Source organism: Leptospira ognonensis (assembly GCF_004770745.1).
Classification (GTDB): Bacteria; Spirochaetota; Leptospiria; order Leptospirales; family Leptospiraceae; genus Leptospira_A; species Leptospira_A ognonensis.
Genome location: NZ_RQGD01000046.1, coordinates 94,231 through 109,545 on the forward strand (window position 1 = coordinate 94,231; position 15,315 = coordinate 109,545).

Sequence of the window (15,315 nt, forward strand, 5' to 3'; positions counted from 1 at the left end):
AAGGGCGCGTAGCGGTCGCTTGGCGACCGCAGCCCTGCATAGCTCAGGCGCCAAAGGGGACTCGCCCAGCTGCACGAAGGCTGGGATTCGGTCTCCGTCGCCTTCCCGTCCGGGTCGAACACGTTCCAGGCCGTCCCGCTCGTGCCCTTGGACATCCTGTCCTCGGGAAAAAAGGTTTACGCTTCTCCACCCTTGGCTACGCCAACCTCGCTTCCGGCTTTTATGAAGCCTTCACGGGGTCGCTATTGCATCTTTCACTCGCGGTCGTTCGAAACCCAGCGAACTGGGATTTTGTGACCAATGAATAAATGTCTGTTATTGTATCCGGTCCGAGAGGCCAGTGGAAGATTTTGTTGTGAACAGTGCCCACGGATGGGCACGAGCGCGACATTAGGCCAAGGATGGCCTAGAGAGCGCGAACAACAAAATCTGAAACATGCTGGAGACGCTGGGATTCGGTCTCCGCGGTTCTCCCATCCGGGTCGAACACGTTCCAGGCCGTCCCGCATCTGCCCTCGCACTTCGTGTGCTCGGGTCGAAATGGCTTAACGCGCGCGGACTGGGGTGTCCCAGTCCGCGAGCTACCATTTCTCTCAGATGCGGTCGTTCGAATCCCAGCAAACTGAGATTTTGTGACCTGGCCTTTGTCGGTGATTTTTAAAAATAATTTCTGGAGACGCTGGGATTCGAACCCAGGTCCTATCGTTCTCAAGTACAGCTTCTACACATTTAGGTTGTAAATAAATTTTGGAAGGACTTGCCCTACAACCAGGGGTCACTTCCGATCCAACTTATAGTTCGATTCCTACTGAAGCTGAAGACAGTATAGAAAAGTCTCTCGAGAGGTGTCAGTTTCTAGGCCACCGAGAGAAACAGCCGTTGAAACCGTAGAGCTTAAATTAAGCTGCTAGAGCAAATTCGTTATTTGCGGTTATTGTTTTGAAGGTTTTTAAGCAGGACCCTCACCTCTACGTGCCACTGAACCCAAGTCAACAACAGTCGAAACCAATGTCGCCCCCGTTCTATTACTATAGACGGAGAATACGAGTTGAATGTTTACTGAAAAGGAAAAAAGGTTAGAATCTGGACAAAGTGAGTGAGAGATTTGAGATTGATATTATGTCGCAAAAAATAGGCATTCTCGTACTAATTTTTTCTGCTCCCCTCGTTTTAGGGTATTGCAAGCAAGCGGACGCTCCGTCGGCCTCGGAGGTTGCACAAGCCTTATATGGAGCCGAAACGGAAAAGACGGTTCGTATTTTAGGCTCGAAGGTTGCCAATTTAGATGAGGAGCCAGATTTAGAGTCCATTGTACTTTCGCAATCAGGCCAAGCGGAAGCGGTTTCGGTTTATAAAAAAATCAATGGCTCGTGGATTTTCCAATGGAAACAGGAATTCAATTTACTCAGTCTAGGTGAATCCCATTACGATTTGAAAGCTTTGAAATGGCAGCCAGGAAAACTACAAGGGAAAGAGAAAAAAACACTAGAAGGAGACTGTATTCGTCGTATCGTCATCGATGAATTAGCTGGTGATACATTTAATTCCATATTCCTTGAAGTTTTATCCGAAGAACCACCGTTAGGTCTTTTTTCAATTCCTTTCGGGTATAGAAAAGGAAAAAAAATTTTAGATGGTTTGCAATTAAAAGAACATGAGGAATTGGTTCGCACGAAAAGATTGGATTTTGAATATTCTTCAAAAGATAAATCCATTCGAATATTCCCTTCAAGCCCAAACTATTCGCAAGAATTTGTATTTAATGGTTGGGAAATGATCCCTAATTTACCCATGCAACCGGTGCCGGCATTTATTTCTATGGACATCCAACCTAAGTTGGAACTTGGGAAAGAATCAAAAATCACCTTACAATTTAAAAACCGAGGAAACTTTGCCTCGGTGACTTATTTGTCATTAACCTTTCCCGATGATGCCGAAATCACTAAATCAGAAACTTCTCAAGGAGTTCGCATTTATAACAAAGGTCAAACGGTATATAATATCCTCCAAGGCCGTCAAATTCCAGCGACGAATATACTTTTGGAAGCTACTAAGGAGGCTTGGGGCACAAACTTTAAATACGGACTGAGCTTTTATTATCGACCCTTAAAAACACTCGATACAAGAATCTTATTTAGATCCTCATTCAAGTATTATAAAGAAATCGTTTCCATACCCAATCAATATTCTATTTCTAAAACGGAAATTGATCAGCAAGGTTTTTATACATATCCACTTGAAATAAAACAAAAATGAAAGAAATCCTTACCACTGAAGAAACTCTTGCTCATGTTGAAGTTGTTCGCGTGCAAGTAGAAAGATTCCATGAGTTCTATTCAAGTTATTTCAATCAAGAAGAAACGATTGGGATGGCTCGCTATTTTTTTGAAACCGTCTACAATTTAGATGGTAGAGAAGAGTTAGAAGAGTTGGCATTAACAACATATTCGAAAGTAAAACATATGTTAAAAGAAACAACTCGCGAGAACGTGGAGAGATTGATAGATTTAAATCATATAACAGATGAACTTGATATCAAACTTGCTAGACTATTGCTAAGCAATGGATGGAAACCAGGAAAAGTGATTAGCCAGTCCGAATACAAAGTTTGTTATAAAGCCCTTGGCGAAGCCAGACTGAGAAAGAAGCAACTAGAAGTAGTTCTTTTTAATCTAAGGAAATTTTTTGAACTTGCCCATAAACCAATAAGCGGATACATTATTAAACCCGCAGCCATGATGTCAAAAATGTTAGGTGTCTATCCTCTTTTTGAAAAAATAGAACAAGGTTACTACGCAACGTTACCCGTAAAAAAAGATACCTTTGAAGCATTCTTTAAAGTGGTAGAAGAGAGAGAATGGGATTTTCTCTATGATTCTTTTCCTGAATTGAAAGGTAAGTCATGAGAAGACCTCGCTTTCCTAAATCGAAAACAGAAGAAGTATCACATGACCAAGAACGTTGGTTGTTGACATATGCAGATATGATCACACTTTTATTAGGTCTCTTTATTATTCTGTATGCGATCAGTAAAGTTGATTCAAAAAAATTGAGTGAAGTAGCCTCAGATATCAAAAAGGGTTTTGGATTAAAAGTGACTACCATAGGTCAAATTGTCGACGGGGGCGTGGGCATATTAGAAGACGATAGTATGGAGCCAAAGTCTGAGATTTTCCACTTATGGGAACGTATCGGCCATGCATTGAAGGAATTGAAAGACAAGGCAAAGTTAAAACTAGGACTTGCAGAAGCTGAAGAGCTAAAGTTAACTTTTATCACACCCGATCTAGCAAAGGGAGATATTGTAGAAGATGATCCGGATTTACAATTTGCGTTCAAACAATTATCCGAATTATCAAAAGGAATGGATATAGATATTATCGTAAGAGTCCAAATTCCTTATGAATCAAGCATTGATAAGTCAAAATTTCAAAATGCCTGGGACTACCATTCGCATAGAGCCTCAATCATTGCAGAAAAAATGGTAAATGAATTTGGCATACCTAGAGAACAAGTATCCGTTCAGGGTTATGCGGTATTTCAAAAATCAAATGAAAATGATACTCCAGAAAAAAAGGCAAAAGACGAGCGTATCGAGATTCTAATACGAAAAAAGGAAGTTATAAAGTGAGATATTTAGCAGTAATAATTTTAATTTTATTTCAATTTGCAAATTGCAAAAAAAAGAAAGGGATAGATGCCACCGAATGGAAGGATGAGTCATTGAAGATTACATCCAGGATCTGTGAGAAATATCGATCTTGTGCCGATGCTTCTTGGCCTGGTGTTCCAGATAAGCTAAAGGAGTTCACGAAATCTCGATTAGACGAAGCAAATTGCCAAAAAGAATTTAGAAATAGTAATGCCTATCGCTTACTTGGTGGAGATCCGAAAATCATTATCACCTCTTATCGGGAGTGTTCTGAAAAAATATTTTCTGCAAGCTGCGAAGCACTTAAAAAAGGTGTCATTGAAACCATAGCCGCCTGCAACGAATTTAAAAAAATTCAACAGGTAAATTAATATATGTTACGTGGACTTAGAAGGCTCAACCGTTATGAGAGAAGAATTTTAGAAATTGTTAAGCTAGGTGGTAAAAATGCTCGCTTACAACAATTTGGGTTTTCGAGTAAAACCGAAGAAGGATTTCGCTTTCCCATTCATGCGATAGAAATTGGAACGGAAAAGGCGATTCGAAAAAATCCTGTGGGGATCGTTGCGGGAGTCCACGGACTTGAAACGATTGGTATCCGTGTTCTTCTCGATTTTTTAGAATTTATTCTCAATAAACGGAACAGTGGTTACCTTGCTGATGTTGAAAAAGGTAAGGTCGGTATCATCGTTGTTCCGATCGTGAATCCGGGAGGCGTAGCCAAAAAAACCCGTTCAAATCCTGCAGGAGTGGATTTGATGCGGAACTCGGGTGTTGAAGCAGAATCTGCACCCTTACTGTTTGGAGGTCAGAAATTCAGTGCGAAGCTACCATATTTTAGAGGGAGAACGTTGGAACCAGAATCACGTGCTCTTTATCGTTACGTTCATAAATATTTTTTCTCCACCGAAGATGCGATCATGCCTGTGCTCGACCTTCATTCTGGTTTTGGAACGGTTGATCATGTTTGGTGGCCCTATGCAGGAACCAAACGACCTTGTGTTGATACTCAGTTGTTTGAGAAAATTGCAAACTATATGCAAACTAGACTTGGTCACACGAAATACAGGTTTGGTCCGCAAAGCGAAACGTATACGACGCATGGTGATCTTTGGGATAGATTCTATGATCATTTTCAAGAAAAGATCATTGCCAAAAATGAAAATATCAATTCTCGCTTTCTTCCTCTGACACTTGAAATTGGAACATGGTCAGATATAAAAGAAAATCCATCAAAACTTTTTCGCAAACGTGGGATATTCAATCCGGCACCTGAAAATAAAAAGGAAACAATAGTCGGATATAGAGATTTTCTACGCGATTTTGTTTTGCTTGGAAAGACGAAACTTGGCAATTGGTTATAGAATTAAAAACATCTTAAGAAAACTCTCAGTTGTTACGAGAGATCATTTCTCGAAAACCTCTATATGTTGGAGTGCGACTTTTTTACTCTCGTGGAGAAGGAAAAAAATCCTTCTCCATACGTAGACTTATTTACAACGAATTTTGCCTAAGAAGATTGTTTCTGAAATTCCAAAGCTAGTAGTTACGTTACTCCAACTCAAACCATCTTTAGAAGTAGAGACTTTAGTGTAAATTGAGTTACTTGCACTAGTTGGCTGGACACCTACAAAGGTTGCATTTGTCGAATCATAGGAAATAGATCTCAAAAGTACCCGATTTGATTTTGTCCAAGTGATGCCATCTGTGGAAGTGAAATGACTGGATTGGGTAGAGGTTGTACCAACTGCAACGAAGATTCCATTTCCAAATGCTATATCACTAAAATTAAATGAGGAGTCTTCACCTGTGCGTATGGTCCAGGTTATACCATCTGTTGACGTGCTTATAATGCCTGAACCACCCACAGCAACAAACATAGAGTTAGCATATATGATTTTTACAACAACCATGGCTTTGTTATTGGTCGAAGCAGTCCAATTGGTTCCGTTATTTGTAGAATATAGAATCGAAGAATTGAATGATGTTTGGTTGGCTAAATTTCCACCCGCTACCCATGTTCCATTTCCCACAGCAATCGTTGATAAATTATTTGGAGAAACACCTGTAGCAGATATATCTGAAGCAGTTGTTCCATTTGTTGATCGTAATATGAGGCCGGCTCTACCTACCCCAATCGTTGTCCCGCCAGATGTCGCAATGCCATAAATATAGTCATGGCTCCTTGTGAGAGTTTGCCATCCGTTAGAACTGTTCGATTTTACGATTCCAAGAGCTTCTCCTAAAAACCAACTTGTTCCATCATGAATTGCGTCCTGAGCGTAGATAAAATTTCCATCGGTATCTTTTGCACCAAAAGTGTTACTTATCCTGGCTCCAGACCAATCTTTGTAAGTAGAATCAGCATTGCCTAGGATTGCGCCGTTTGCGACAATCAGACAAGTCGCATTGGCTGGTATACTCGAAGTGGAGGGTGCAAGGATCGTTTGCCAAAATAAAAATTGACCGAGTACGTCTTTGTTCGGATCCTCTTTTTTTTGGCAAAAACTAGTAGTGAGTAGAAGGGAAAGAGCGAATATCCCCTTTAAAATATTCTGAAACTTTAAATTAGCAGATTTCATATTGATTCCTTAGGGACGTTTCCCATAAGCAATAATTATAATCTTTTTATATTAGAATTCGCCTGGAATCAAGAATCCGAACTTCCAACGAGAACATTTTTTCTAAAATCTTTGGGATTCATGCCTGTGAACTTCTGAAAGGATTCATAAAAGCTCGATTTAGTATTAAAACCTACCGCAAACGCTATGGATAGAACACTTCTTTTTGGCTCCGTGCGCAATAATTCCTTTGATTCGACGATCCGATACTGATTTATATATCCAGAAAAATTTGTTTTCATTTCTTCATTAATGAGTTCCGAAAGCTGGTCTGCACGGATTCCCAGCATTTCGGATAGTCTGTTAAGGCTCAAGTCTTCATCGCAGTAAAGTTTTTCCTCTTCCATGAGAAGTTTCATTTTTTCTAATATTAAAGAACGATCCAGATTCAGCAGTCGCGTTGACTTTTTGGGAATATGATCTGCTTTATCTCTATCTCCAATAATTACCTGAGTCATTTTGAAATATTTATTTTCATTTAGTTCTTGCATTCGATCCACAATGGCAAAATTAAAAAGAAACATCTCTATCAAAGTACCAATCTGGACCGAGTATCTTGCGAGGGGAGAGTCAGTTAACACACCTAGTGCAAATAGATTAAAAAGAACAATGCTGATAAGGAGCGCAAACCAAGCGAGTATATAAAACCTTGCGATCTTGAGACCTTTTTTCCAAACGTAAATTCCTATACCGAGCAACAAAAATGAAGTAATCGTTCCCAACACATGTACAATTTTATCCGCAGTCTGAAGGGATAAAAATAAACTCGTGCATGCGTTGATTAAGATGAGGAAAGATAAAAAAAGTAAAATTGGATAAACAAATTTTGTCCTTTTCGCAATCCCTAAAAATCGATTAGAGAATAATATGACTCCAAGAAATGCGGTAGAACCAAAGAAGACAATGCACTGGTTGTTCCAAGATCCTGATTCTGGCCATAGATAAACTTTGCCTAACCCAAAATAGGTAAATTGATAAATCGCAGTAAAGAATGCATATATCGAATAATACAGAAAACTTGTATTTCTTGTTCTCAGGAATAGCATTATATTCAAAGAAAATATCATGACTAGAATTCCAAAAAAACCGTAAAACTTTCCATAGGTGGTTACAATTTGAAGGTGCATTTCTGAGTCTGAAAATATTTGTGGATCGATAAATAAATTAGATTCAGCAGAAAACTTTAAGAGCAGTTTTGATTTTTTATTTTTTGGAAGTGAGATATCAAATACAGGATTCGGATAATGGGGAAAAGGCGATTTGCGAAGTGGATATTTATCACCATCTATTCTATGTGAAATAAGTTCTCCTTCCGAAAATTGGAAAATTTCAACATGATCTACATAAGGTGCAGTATTTTCTAAATAAAAGGTCTCATTGTTTGTATCATTCAAAATATTGAGACAGATCCAATGAGTTGCTTTCGTAAAACCCAATAGGTAAGGCAAATTGACTTTTCGCCATTTTTTTGGTATTGTAACAAGTTCCTCGGCTGACTCGGCTCCCGTTGGATCTTCCAAAGTCAAAGCCATCGGTGTACGAGAAAGATAGGACGATAAGGGAATCGCCTCTGAACAAGATTCTGGCCTTACTTTTTTTTCATACGCATCTAACTTACTGTAAGTTTCGATGACTAGTATGAATAAAAGTAGGATTTTAGTCATAACATCAGAAGGGAAGCAGCAATTCCAGCCCCTGCAATGGGAGCAAGTATCGGTAACCAGGCATACTTCCAGTTGGAGGTTCCTTTGTTGGGGATAGGTAGTAAATAATGGGCAAGCCTTGGACCAAGATCTCTAGCAGGATTGATGGCATAACCTGTTGTTCCTCCCATAGAAAGCCCGATTGCAAACACCAAAGCCCCGACTAGACAGGCACCAAATGCGGGAGACAAAGCATTGTTAGATGGCGCGAAAATTGAGTGAATGCCAATTACAAGTACAATCGTCCCAAACACTTCGCTAAGAAAATTTGCAATCGTATATGAAATGGCAGGATCGGTCGAAAAGACTGCCAAAATCAAGCTTGGATCTGTGGTTTTTTTCCAATGGGGAAGATAGTGAAGGTATACAAGAAGTGCTCCAAAAAAAGCCCCGGATATTTGAGCCGAGATATAAAGCAGTAGTTTTGAAAAATCACCCGTTTGGATGCAGACAGAAAGCGTGACAGCAGGATTCAAATGTGCCCCCGGACTTCCAAATGCTTTTGCTACAAAGATGCCGAATATGACGGCGAGCGCCCAACCAGCTGTGATGGAAATCCAGCCAGAATTCTTTGCTTTGGAATGCTCTAAAAGTGCGCCAGCAACGACTCCGTCACCTAATAGAATTAATACAAGAGTCCCGAAAAATTCGCCTGTCCATTCATTCATTTAAAAAACACCTTTGATTTCGATAATTTAAAGGGACATAGAGGATGATTGGCAATCATAAATGCAATTTTTTTCAGAGGATTTTCTTCTGGGATTTTCTCTAGAATCTGAAATATTGGAAAAATCGACCATGAAAAATAAGGCTCTTGAGTACCACTCTAGTTTTCCAAAGGGAAAAACAAAAATTGTCCCAACAAAACCCACTGAAACCAGCTATGATCTATCGCTTGCGTATTCTCCTGGAGTTGCTTTCCCATGTTTGGAAATCGAAAAAAATCCTGAGATGGTTTATGAATATACGAACAAGGGTAATTTGGTCGGTATCATCTCGAATGGAACCGCAGTTCTTGGTTTAGGGAATATCGGTGCGGCAGCGGGAAAACCTGTTATGGAAGGTAAGGCCGTACTTTTCAAAAAATTTGCCGGTATCGATGTATTTGATATCGAAGTCAACGAGACAGATCCAGAAAAATTCATTCAAATTGTAAAATCCCTAGAACCAACGTTTGGTGGGATTAATTTAGAAGACATTCGAGCTCCAGAGTGTTTTCATATCGAGCGAACGTTAGATGCTCAAATGGCGATTCCCGTTTTCCATGACGACCAGCATGGAACAGCCATCATTTGTACGGCAGCCTTACTCAATTCTCTCGAATTGACGGGTAAAAAAGCTCAAGATTTAAAAGTTGTGATCAACGGTGCAGGTGCGGCCGCGATTTCGATTGCTGAGATGCTTACGCGAATTGGAGTGGATCATGATAAAATATTTATGTTAGATTCGAAAGGAGTCATCACAGATAAACGTACTGGCTTACATGAATCCAAAATTCCTTTTATGCGCCAAACAAATGCAGTGACTTTGGAAGAAATTTTTCCAGGCACGGACTTATTTATTGGTGTTTCTGTTGCGAACGTCGTAACACCAAATATGATTAAGTCGATGGCGAAAGATCCGATCGTATTTGCTCTTGCCAATCCAGATCCCGAAATTCCTTATCCAGATGCGAAAGCCGTCAGGGAAGATTTGATCATGGCAACAGGTAGAAGTGATTATCCGAATCAGGTGAATAATGTTCTTGGCTTCCCCTTTATATTTCGAGGTGCCATTGATGTTAGAGCAAAGATAGTCAATATGGAAATGAAATTAGCTGCCGCCTACGCGCTTGCTGCGTTAACGAAAGAACCAGTTCCTTTAGAAGTGGCGGAAGCGTACGGCTTAGAGCATATCGAATTCAATAAAGACTACATCATTCCGAAACCCTTAGATGCACGAGTCCTTTATAGCGTTGCGCCTGCGGTTGCGGAAGCGGCAGTGAAATCAGGTGTCTCCCAAATTGGCTATCCTGGAAGAGAAGAATACCAAGCCATCCTGGCTAACATCATGGCCCACCAAAGAGAAAAGCTTGTGGGATCAGCCACTTAAAAACAAAAAAAAAGCCCATTCAGGAAAAAAAGTATTTACAAAAATTGTGCGACGCACAAGATTGGGTTGTGCAGTGCACAATAGGTGAAAACCAGGAGCTAAACAATGGAAAAACAAATAATGGACATTCTTAATGCAGGGATCGGAATTTTCCAATCAGGAAAAGAAGGTTTGGACAAAGCAAAAGTACAACTTGAGCAAACTTATAATGAGTTAGTATCAAAAGGTGCTTCTGACAATTCTGAAGACTCTGTAAAAGTGCGCCAATCTGTTGACAAAATCCTAACAGACATTAAAGAATTTTCTAGCGTTGCTGGAAAAAATTATGATGAAACTCGTTCAAAAATCGTAGAAAATTATGCTAAGATTTCTGAAGAGATTAAATCTAGAATGCCTGAAGGCAAAATTGAATCAGTAAAAGCAAAAATTAATGAAGTTGCTGAATCAATTAAAAAATCAAGCGCTCCTACAGCAAAAGCTTAAGAGCAAACCAACAATACCTTAAGGCTGGGCAACCAGCCTTTTCTATTTATACACATTGACATAACTTTCTTTTCATTTTATATGGGAATTGATGAAAAAAATCCCTCTCTCCATACTTCTCATCCTAACATCCATCATATTCTCTTGTAAGTTAGCTGACTTAAGACCTAGTTTATTATTAAACACGGGCATCAATCCTGAACTGAACAAAAAAGCTATCACAGTTATTTCTAATCCCTCGGATGTTAACCTCAAGCCTGGAGATTGGAAAAATTACAAACAGATCCAATTCACTCTGCGAGATGTCTGGCATTCTAAGGTTGTAAGATTCTTTACGCCGATCAAAGAATCCGATCAAAGAATGAAGGTGTTCCTCGATTTTGAAAAAAATACAATGGAGATCGAATTACTAAATGGAGTCAATAAGGGTTTGATATTAGGGATCGCAAAGAAAGATGCCTACCAAATCTCGGACGATACGGGGAAAGTATTCACTGGCGACGATGAAGTAAGGGTATACTTAGAATCTCTGAGACTTTATTTGATGTTAGTATGGAAACCAAAGGATTTTGAAATTAAACAATATGCTGGCGAAGTTAATACAATGGGAAAGGATTATGAAACTGTGTATTTAACCTCTGTTCAGGTAGAGGCTACGCCAGATACCGACCAATACTTAGCTTATTATGAAAAAGACAGCGGTGCCCTGGAATGGATGGAGTTTACCTACAGAGATCTTTTCTCTTGGTATCGCGGAGTGTTGAAGTTTGGCTTTTATGAAAATTGGGAGGGACTTTATTTTCCAAGAAGGATTACTATTTTAGACAAGTTCAATGCAGAAGACTTTGTGCATGAAATCCGCATTGAACGAATTGAAATCCCTAAGAAACCATTAATTGAAGAACAACTGATTCGTGAACAAAATTAATTGAGCGTAAAACGAATCGGAACTAAAACTTTTACCGTTATTGGCTTTCCTTCTAAAATGGAAGGAGAAAATCGCTTTCTCTTATAAGTGGTGATGGCCTCGAGTTCGAGTCCACCGCCTAATGTCTTTCCAACAGAGCGAACTCGCAAAACTTCTCCCGTATCTGAGATGACTACTTCAAGTGTCATGGTACCAGTAATGCCCAAGGATTTCGCTTCTGACGTATATTCAGGTCTTGTATTGGGAGAAAGATCTACAGGGGAAGTCGCACCGGACACGATGGGATCGGAAGCACCAGCAATTCTGGGGTCCTCCTTTTTCTCCTCTTTCTCCTTATCTGTTAGATCAAAATCACCATCCGTTGGTTTTGATTCATTTGTTGGTTCAGTGATTTGGACGTTATCGATGAAGGCAACTTCCTCGATCAAATCATCTAGGCTATTCGAATCAAAGTTAGGTGTGAACCAGAAAAAAAGAATCGCTAGCTGTACTAATGCTGATAATAAAAGTCCCGCTTCCATCCGATATCTATCGATGAAGCGAAAAACTCTTTGTCTTTTGGATCTCTTGGGAATGGCTAGTGTTTCCAACTTATTTTCCGTTCAACCCACCACCTTGGGTGGTTTTAGTAACTAGTGATATTTTGAGTGCACCGATTTCTCTGAGTGACTCGAAAGTATTATCAATCTCTTCATAGGTTAGATTTTGATCAGCATGGATAAGAACTTTCAAATCAGGCGTTGTTGAAATCTTTGCTCGAATGTTATTCAATGCCTCATTGAACGGCATAATGGCACCGTTAAAATAAACAGTTCGATTTTTGTCCGCAGAGAGATAAAGATTTGCGATTTTCTTATTTAATTGTTCTCCACCAGGAACATCTGGAAGGTCAATCGGAAGATCCGGATCGGAGTCTAAAACCGATGTTACCATAAAGAAAACTAGAAGTAAAAATGCTATGTCAGCCATTGAACTTACTGGAACTGATGGAGCGGGTCTATTTCTGCGGAGCATATTATTTCTTTTTTCTCACTGATATTTTTTCAAATCCACGGAGTTGCACAGCGGAAAGTGCATCTAACATCTTACCATACTTCGTATCGCCTGTTGTGACAATTAACGCTAATTTGTTAGGTAAATCTGGAATTTCTAAATTGTTTAATTCTTTTCTAAATTCTTTCAAATCTTCAAATTCTTTTGTGCCAAACGATGAATTGCGCATTTTGAATTTGTCTTGAGTGACAAGGATCTCATAAACATTCTTTCTTAAAAATGGTTGAGGTTCCGATTGTTTTCTAGGAAGAGAAATATTTAACCCTTCCTTCACAAAAAAAACAGCCGTTACCATGAAAAACACAAGTAATAGAAAGGCAATATCGGACATCGATGCGGCCGATATTTCTTCTATTTCCTGCTTCTTTTTTAACTTAATCATGAGAAATGCCTAAACTGCTTTTTTTCCAGCTTTCACTTTTAAATATTCTTTATAGATCTTATTTGCAGACTCTTCCACTTCGGAGATAAAGCTTGCTACGCGACCTTGCAAATATTGGTAAAATACCATCGCAGGAATCGCAACGATCAAACCAGCTGCAGTCGTAATGAGTGCTTCTTTAATACCACCCGCAACAACTTTTGCGTTCACTGAATCGGCGTTCGCAATCGCATCGAAGGCGTTGATCATACCAGATACTGTTCCAAGGAATCCAACTAATGGAGCAATGGTGGAGACCGCGGCAAGTACTGTAAGTCCCTTCTCTAACAAAGTGATCACTTCGCTGGCTTCGCGTTCCACACCTGATGCAAAAATTTCTGGATCGTTTTGCGAAACTTCCATACCGTTCTTTAAGACGTCTGTAATTTTCTGATCAGTGTTTTGTGAAAGAAAATCTTCAACACCTTTCAGACCGCCACCTGTGATCGCATCTTCCAAGTCTTGGTTGAAGCCTTTTCTCATCAGTTTTGTTCGTGAGAAAAAGTAAATTCGTTCAAAGATAACACCCAAGGCAACGATAGAGGAAAGAAGCAGGGGCCACATGGACCAGCCACCTGTATTAAATAATTTCACCAAACCAATTTCGGACTCTTTTGCTACAGGAGCAGGGGTTTCTGTTTTTGTTTCAGAAGGAGTCTGAGTTTCCGTTGTACTATTGTTTTGCGGATCGGGTGTAGTTTGCGCAGTGATAGGCTTTGCAATTGTAAAAATGGCAACGAGTACGATGATAAAAACTACTGAGTATTTTACTGCAGTCTTTTTGACTGGAAAGTTCATGAATGTCTCCATATCAGAATGATATAGAGAAACGATAGTGGATTTGTGTTACAAAATTATTACAGAAGTATTACAAAGAGCCTATTTCGCAAGCAGACGGATGATTCTACTTAATTCGGGAATTCCTTCTAAAAAGAGGGCAGGTCCTGGCTGGAGAATGATCGACGGATCCATCTCATAAATTTGATCCTTCGAAATTGCCACTGTATCTTGCCATTCTGGTTTATTTCCAACCCAATTCCAATCCATTGGTTTCCCGCACCAGCATCCTATGATAGCATCGGGATTGGCTTTGGAGACGTCTTCTGGAGAGATGATTCTGTCCTTTGCCAGTTTTTTTGTCTGTAAGTACGAAAATGCATCTTCACCCCCAGCAATAGCAATGGCTTCACTCACCCATTGGATTCCCGTAATGATGGGCTCATCCCATTCTTGGAAAAATATCTTTGGTCGAAAGGATCTAGACTGGTTCTCGGTTTTGAGTCTTTCAATTTCCTTTTTCCAAGAATCAATCATCACTTCCGTTTGTTTTAATTTTCCAACAATTCCTCCGAGGACGGACATGGCGTCGAATATCTCCTGAATGGACCTCTGATTCAAAATTAAAACATTTAATCCTCGTTCTATGAGATCCTTTGCCAATTGTCCCTGGATGTCTGAAAACCCTATGACAAGATCAGGATGAAGGCTTTCTATCTTTTTGATATTTCCGCTGATGAAGGCCGATACCTTGGGTTTTTCGAGCTTTGCTCTGAGAGGTCTCTCTGTGTAAGCAGAAATTCCAACAATACGTTCTTCTTCACCAAGGAGGTATAAAAGTTCTGTGGTTTCTTCCGTTAGACAGATGATTCGATTAGGACCCAAGGATCATCCTTCCAAAAATTTATTTAAGCTTTGCTGTGATGCGAAAATGACAAGAATATCATTTTCACGAAGAGTCATACTTCCCTTTGGAATTCCTAGGATCTTTTCGATTTTACTATCAGAGGCACGCTTACTTTCTTTATTTACTATGTAGCGTTTAATGGTAATTATATTAATTTCATATTTATGTCTAATATCTGCCTCAGCAATTGTTTTATCTATATACCGCTTTGGTACATTTACTTCAACAACGCTATATTCTTCTGAAACAAGAAAATTTGATTTTACAGAAGAATAACCTAACATTTCTGACATGGAGCGAGCAGCTCTCTCTTCCGGATTGAATAAATTTGCTATACCTAATAAACTTAATATCTTCTGTTGGAGATCAGTTTGGTATCGGGCATAAATATTTTTAGCGCCAATTTTTTTTAATATGTCAGCACAAATCACTGACGTTTGGAAATCGTCCGCGATCGCCAACACAACGATGTCCATTTCTTCGATTGCCTGAGATCGCAAAGCACTTTCATCCGTCGCGTCAAGACTGACAGCAACAGTTGTGAAATCTTTTATGTCCTGAATGATATCCTCCCTTTTATCTATGGCCAAAACTTCATGACCTTCTTGGAATAAATACTTAGCGAAGAGCTTTCCAAAACTTCCAATACCGATGACTGCAATTTTTTTTCGTTCCATAT

17 protein-coding genes and 1 other RNA gene are annotated in these 15,315 nt (G+C 39.5%); 8 read left to right on the plus strand and 10 right to left on the minus strand.

All coding sequences use genetic code 11. The features are described from left to right. Positions 1 to 668: 668 nt before the first annotated feature. Positions 669 to 1,019: a transfer-messenger RNA gene (ssrA, locus tag EHQ58_RS16625) on the minus strand. A gap of 100 nt (positions 1,020 to 1,119) precedes the next feature. Here ssrA and EHQ58_RS16630 point away from each other — a divergent pair. Genes EHQ58_RS16630 through EHQ58_RS16650 form a run of 5 tightly spaced genes read left to right on the plus strand, consistent with a single transcriptional unit; the run spans position 1,120 to position 5,016 of the window. Next, complete coding sequence (locus EHQ58_RS16630) at positions 1,120 to 2,256, plus strand: LIC13341 family surface-exposed protein (RefSeq protein ID WP_135625040.1); 1,137 nt, start codon at positions 1,120 to 1,122, stop codon at positions 2,254 to 2,256. Further along, positions 2,253 to 2,906 (plus strand): FFLEELY motif protein, encoded by a 654-nt coding sequence (locus EHQ58_RS16635; RefSeq protein ID WP_135625041.1) that lies wholly within the window; start codon positions 2,253 to 2,255, stop codon positions 2,904 to 2,906. Before EHQ58_RS16630 ends, EHQ58_RS16635 begins: the two co-directional genes overlap by 4 nt. Beyond that, positions 2,903 to 3,631: an OmpA/MotB family protein gene (locus EHQ58_RS16640; protein ID WP_135625042.1), complete on the plus strand. Its 729-nt coding sequence runs from the start codon at positions 2,903 to 2,905 to the stop codon at positions 3,629 to 3,631. Before EHQ58_RS16635 ends, EHQ58_RS16640 begins: the two co-directional genes overlap by 4 nt. Further along, complete coding sequence (locus EHQ58_RS16645) at positions 3,628 to 4,023, plus strand: LA_2478/LA_2722/LA_4182 family protein (protein ID WP_246047409.1); 396 nt, start codon at positions 3,628 to 3,630, stop codon at positions 4,021 to 4,023. Before EHQ58_RS16640 ends, EHQ58_RS16645 begins: the two co-directional genes overlap by 4 nt. A 3-nt stretch (positions 4,024 to 4,026) precedes the next feature. Then, complete coding sequence (locus tag EHQ58_RS16650; protein WP_135625043.1) at positions 4,027 to 5,016, plus strand: M14 family zinc carboxypeptidase; 990 nt, start codon at positions 4,027 to 4,029, stop codon at positions 5,014 to 5,016. Positions 5,017 to 5,142: 126 nt separating this feature from the next. Here EHQ58_RS16650 and EHQ58_RS16655 read toward each other — a convergent pair whose 3' ends face one another. From EHQ58_RS16655 to EHQ58_RS16665, 3 genes are all read right to left on the minus strand, one after another. Beyond that, on the minus strand, positions 5,143 to 6,234 hold the full coding sequence (locus EHQ58_RS16655) for a WD40/YVTN/BNR-like repeat-containing protein (protein ID WP_135625044.1): 1,092 nt from the start codon (positions 6,232 to 6,234) through the stop codon (positions 5,143 to 5,145). Positions 6,235 to 6,302: 68 nt separating this feature from the next. Continuing rightward, positions 6,303 to 7,937 carry a 7TM diverse intracellular signaling domain-containing protein gene (locus EHQ58_RS16660; protein WP_135625045.1) on the minus strand — a complete coding sequence of 545 codons (1,635 nt, stop codon included), beginning with the start codon at positions 7,935 to 7,937 and terminating at the stop codon, positions 6,303 to 6,305. Further along, positions 7,934 to 8,644, minus strand: a complete 711-nt coding sequence (locus EHQ58_RS16665; RefSeq protein ID WP_135625046.1) for an MIP/aquaporin family protein — start codon at positions 8,642 to 8,644, stop codon at positions 7,934 to 7,936. Before EHQ58_RS16665 ends, EHQ58_RS16660 begins: the two co-directional genes overlap by 4 nt. A gap of 130 nt (positions 8,645 to 8,774) precedes the next feature. Between EHQ58_RS16665 and EHQ58_RS16670 the strand changes: the two genes are divergently transcribed. The 3 genes from EHQ58_RS16670 (at position 8,775) to EHQ58_RS16680 (ending at position 11,478) form a co-directional block, all read left to right on the plus strand. Continuing rightward, positions 8,775 to 10,067 carry a malic enzyme-like NAD(P)-binding protein gene (locus EHQ58_RS16670; RefSeq protein WP_135625047.1) on the plus strand — a complete coding sequence of 431 codons (1,293 nt, stop codon included), beginning with the start codon at positions 8,775 to 8,777 and terminating at the stop codon, positions 10,065 to 10,067. Between the two features lie 105 nt (positions 10,068 to 10,172). After that, positions 10,173 to 10,550, plus strand: coding sequence for a phasin-related domain-containing protein (locus EHQ58_RS16675; protein WP_135625048.1), 378 nt, complete (start codon positions 10,173 to 10,175; stop codon positions 10,548 to 10,550). Between the two features lie 91 nt (positions 10,551 to 10,641). Further along, the gene (locus EHQ58_RS16680; RefSeq protein WP_135625049.1) at positions 10,642 to 11,478 is read left to right on the plus strand and encodes an LBF_0142 family lipoprotein; all 837 of its coding nucleotides are present in this window, start codon (positions 10,642 to 10,644) and stop codon (positions 11,476 to 11,478) included. Here the strand turns inward: EHQ58_RS16680 and EHQ58_RS16685 are convergent. The 6 genes from EHQ58_RS16685 to EHQ58_RS16710 all read right to left on the minus strand — a co-directional run bounded on the left by EHQ58_RS16685 (position 11,475) and on the right by EHQ58_RS16710 (position 15,313). Then, positions 11,475 to 12,068: an energy transducer TonB gene (locus tag EHQ58_RS16685; RefSeq protein ID WP_210412841.1), complete on the minus strand. Its 594-nt coding sequence runs from the start codon at positions 12,066 to 12,068 to the stop codon at positions 11,475 to 11,477. The two genes, EHQ58_RS16680 and EHQ58_RS16685, sit on opposite strands and share 4 nt — an antisense overlap. 1 nt (position 12,069) lies before the next feature. Next, the gene (locus EHQ58_RS16690) at positions 12,070 to 12,492 is read right to left on the minus strand and encodes an ExbD/TolR family protein (RefSeq protein WP_135625050.1); all 423 of its coding nucleotides are present in this window, start codon (positions 12,490 to 12,492) and stop codon (positions 12,070 to 12,072) included. Between the two features lies 1 nt (position 12,493). Beyond that, positions 12,494 to 12,913, minus strand: coding sequence for an ExbD/TolR family protein (locus EHQ58_RS16695; protein ID WP_135625052.1), 420 nt, complete (start codon positions 12,911 to 12,913; stop codon positions 12,494 to 12,496). 9 nt (positions 12,914 to 12,922) lie between these two features. Beyond that, complete coding sequence (locus tag EHQ58_RS16700) at positions 12,923 to 13,750, minus strand: MotA/TolQ/ExbB proton channel family protein (protein ID WP_135625054.1); 828 nt, start codon at positions 13,748 to 13,750, stop codon at positions 12,923 to 12,925. Positions 13,751 to 13,831: 81 nt separating this feature from the next. Further along, positions 13,832 to 14,614, minus strand: coding sequence for an ABC transporter substrate-binding protein (locus EHQ58_RS16705; RefSeq protein WP_135625056.1), 783 nt, complete (start codon positions 14,612 to 14,614; stop codon positions 13,832 to 13,834). 3 nt (positions 14,615 to 14,617) lie between these two features. Then, complete coding sequence (locus tag EHQ58_RS16710; protein ID WP_135625058.1) at positions 14,618 to 15,313, minus strand: potassium channel family protein; 696 nt, start codon at positions 15,311 to 15,313, stop codon at positions 14,618 to 14,620. Positions 15,314 to 15,315: the final 2 nt, after the last annotated feature.